At 46.7% G+C, this 2,901-nt stretch carries 1 protein-coding gene and 1 pseudogene; one reads left to right on the top strand and one right to left on the bottom strand.

What is annotated here, in order from left to right:
- The coding region (dnaK, locus tag F6K20_RS32305; protein WP_287297489.1) for a molecular chaperone DnaK at nucleotides 1-1,771 on the bottom strand (1,771 nt) is incomplete at its 3' end.
- A gap of 468 nt (nucleotides 1,772-2,239) precedes the next feature.
- Between dnaK and F6K20_RS32300 the strand changes: the two are divergent.
- Nucleotides 2,240-2,875, top strand: a pseudogene (locus F6K20_RS32300) (alpha-ketoacid dehydrogenase subunit beta); the annotation flags it as partial.
- Between the last annotated feature and the right edge of the window lie 26 nt (nucleotides 2,876-2,901).

The raw sequence follows: 2,901 nt of genomic DNA, 5'->3' as shown, positions 1-2,901 counted from the left end.
GTAGATCACCTTGAGTGCGATCAATAGCCCGGTCATCATTTTGGGCAACGGATTGACGCATCTCCTGAATTAAGCCTTCAATCTGACGCCGATAACCACTAGCAAACTGTCTCCCAAAATCTAGGGCTACCTCCCTCAGTTGCCGTTCCGCTTCATTAGCCAAACTTTCTGCCCGATTGCGCTTTTCTACTCGTTCCCTTCGTTCCCGGTCAACCTCAGCGTATTCTTCTGCCTCACGAATCATTTTGTTGACTTCCGCTTCACTCAGGGTAGAAGCCCCTTGAATGGTAATGCTTTGTTCTCGACCAGTAGTTTTATCCAGTGCCAATACCTGCAAAATTCCATTAGCATCAATATCGAAAGCCACCTGAATTTGGGGCACTCCCCGTGGTGCTGGGGGAATACCAGTCAACTTAAACCGACCCAAAGACTTATTATCTGTTGCCATATCCCGTTCCCCTTGCAGGACATGAATTTCCACCAAAGTCTGATTATTTTGGGAGGTGGAAAAAATATCAGACCGCCGGACTGGGATAGTCGTGTTGCGGGGGATTAACTTTTTCATCACCCCACCAATAGTTTCCAAACCCAAGGACAACGGAGTTACATCCAGCAATAGGATATCTTTGACTTCACTGTTAAGAATTCCTCCTTGAATTGCAGCTCCTACTGCCACTACCTCATCAGGATTAACATTCTGATTTGGTTCCCGATCGATTAAGCTGCGCACCAATTGTTGTACCATCGGGGTGCGGGTTCCCCCTCCTACCAAGATCACTTCATCAATGTCCATAGGAGTTAAGCCAGCATCTTTGAAAGCTCGTTTTAGGGGTCTGCGCAAACGACTAACTAGATCCACACATAGCTCTTCAAACTGAGAGCGCTTCAGCCTAGTTTCTAGGTGTTTTGGACCATCTTCTGTAGCTGTAATAAAGGGCAAATTAATCTCAGTTACACCCACCCCAGACAGCTCGATCTTAGCTTTTTCTGCAGCTTCAGTCAGCCGTTGTAGGGCTTGGCGATCGCGTCGCAGATCAATTCCCTCTGATTTCAAAAATTGCTCTGCCAACCAGTCAACAATTTTTCGATCAAAATCATTGCCCCCCAGTTGAGTATCACCACTGGTTGATAGCACTTCACACACCCCATCCCCCACCTCTAGGATCGAGACATCAAAGGTACCCCCGCCCAAATCAAATACCAGGATAGTTTGGCTGGCCTCAAGATCCAAGCCATAAGCCAAAGACGCTGCTGTTGGTTCATTAAGAATCCGCAGAACCTCTAACCCAGCAATTCGTCCAGCATCTCGTGTGGCTTGCCGTTGAGAATCATTAAAGTAAGCCGGGACTGTTATTACTGTTCCTGTTACCTCCTCTCCCAGGTAGCGGCTGGCCTCATCCGCCAACTTCCGCAGAATCATTGCAGAAATTTCCTCTGGGGCGAAGTCTTTTTTCAACCGGGGGCACTTAATTCTCACATTACCACTTTCATCCCGGCGAATGGTATAGGCAACCCGCTTTGACTCTGGATTCAGTTCAGCATACTTACGTCCAATATACCGCTTCACCCCATAGAAGGTATTTTGGGGATTAAGCACAGCTTGGCGGCGTGCTAATTGTCCTACAACCCTTTCCCCATCCTTACTAAAGCCAACCATTGAGGGAGTTGTGCGCATACCTTCCGCATTAGCAATTACCACCGGCTTACCGCCTTCGATGACAGCCACCACGGAGTTTGTTGTACCCAGGTCAATGCCGACTACCTTGCCCATGCGTCCTTTATTCTCCTCAAGATGAATGCTGTCAACTCGTTCAATGAATTTCAACTACTATATATATAGATGATATTTTGATTAAAATTGTATATAGCCAGTGGTTCGGTTTTCCGAAGCGTAGTCACCCTAGACCTCTGACGGTTGCAGTTATGGTAAGGGATGCCCCGAAGTGCTGAATCTATTCTATCCCTTGACTTCTTCCCCAATTTAGCGGAATTTCAAAGTAAGCATCCTATCATAATAGAGAATATATTAGCAAACTCGAGGATCGGGTGAAGTAGTACATTCAAGACTATTGATTAGCGCTTCCACAGCATGGGCGCGCCAAAGCGTGAATTTAATTCTTAATGGTAAGAGCGCACCTATCAATCTGCCCGACTTACCTGTGGGAAACTTCCCTGTACATCATCATTCGAGGGCTCTGGCAATGCTAGGATCACAGTAGCCCCCTATATTGAATTATTAATGGCAGAAACACTATTCTTTAATGCTCTGCGTGAAGCCATAGACGAAGAAATGGCACGGGATGAGACAGTATTTGTAATCGGTGAAGATGTCGGTCACTACGGTGGTTCCTACAAAGTTACCAAAGATTTGTGTAAAAAATACGGTGACTTGCGGCTTCTGGATACCCCCATTGCCGAAAATAGCTTTACTGGTCTAGCTGTTGGTGCAGCAATGACAGGTTTACGACCAATTGTCGAAGGCATGAATATGGGGTTTTTACTCCTGGCATTCAACCAAATTTCCAACAATGCCGGGATGTTACGCTATACCTCTGGTGGTAATTTTAAAATCCCGATGGTGGTTAGAGGCCCTGGTGGTGTCGGACGTCAGTTAGGGGCTGAACACTCCCAGCGTCTAGAAGCCTACTTTCAGGCAGTTCCCGGTCTCAAAATCGTTGCTTGCTCCACCCCCTACAATGGAAAAGGGTTGCTTAAATCTGCCATTCGAGATGATAACCCAGTATTGTTCTTTGAACACGTCCTGCTCTACAATCTCAAAGAAAATCTGCCAGAACAGGAGTACTTGGTACCCCTTGATAAAGCTGAAGTTGTACGCCCTGGTAAAGATGTTACCATTCTTACCTACTCCCGGATGGCGTGGTGACGCATCCGGGAGTAGGA

It is taken from the genome of Moorena sp. SIO2C4, from assembly GCF_010672485.1.
GTDB lineage: Bacteria > Cyanobacteriota > Cyanobacteriia > Cyanobacteriales > Coleofasciculaceae > Moorena > Moorena producens.
The sequence above is the reverse complement of the archived record's forward strand: the minus strand, read 5'-3'. Positions and strand labels throughout refer to the sequence as shown.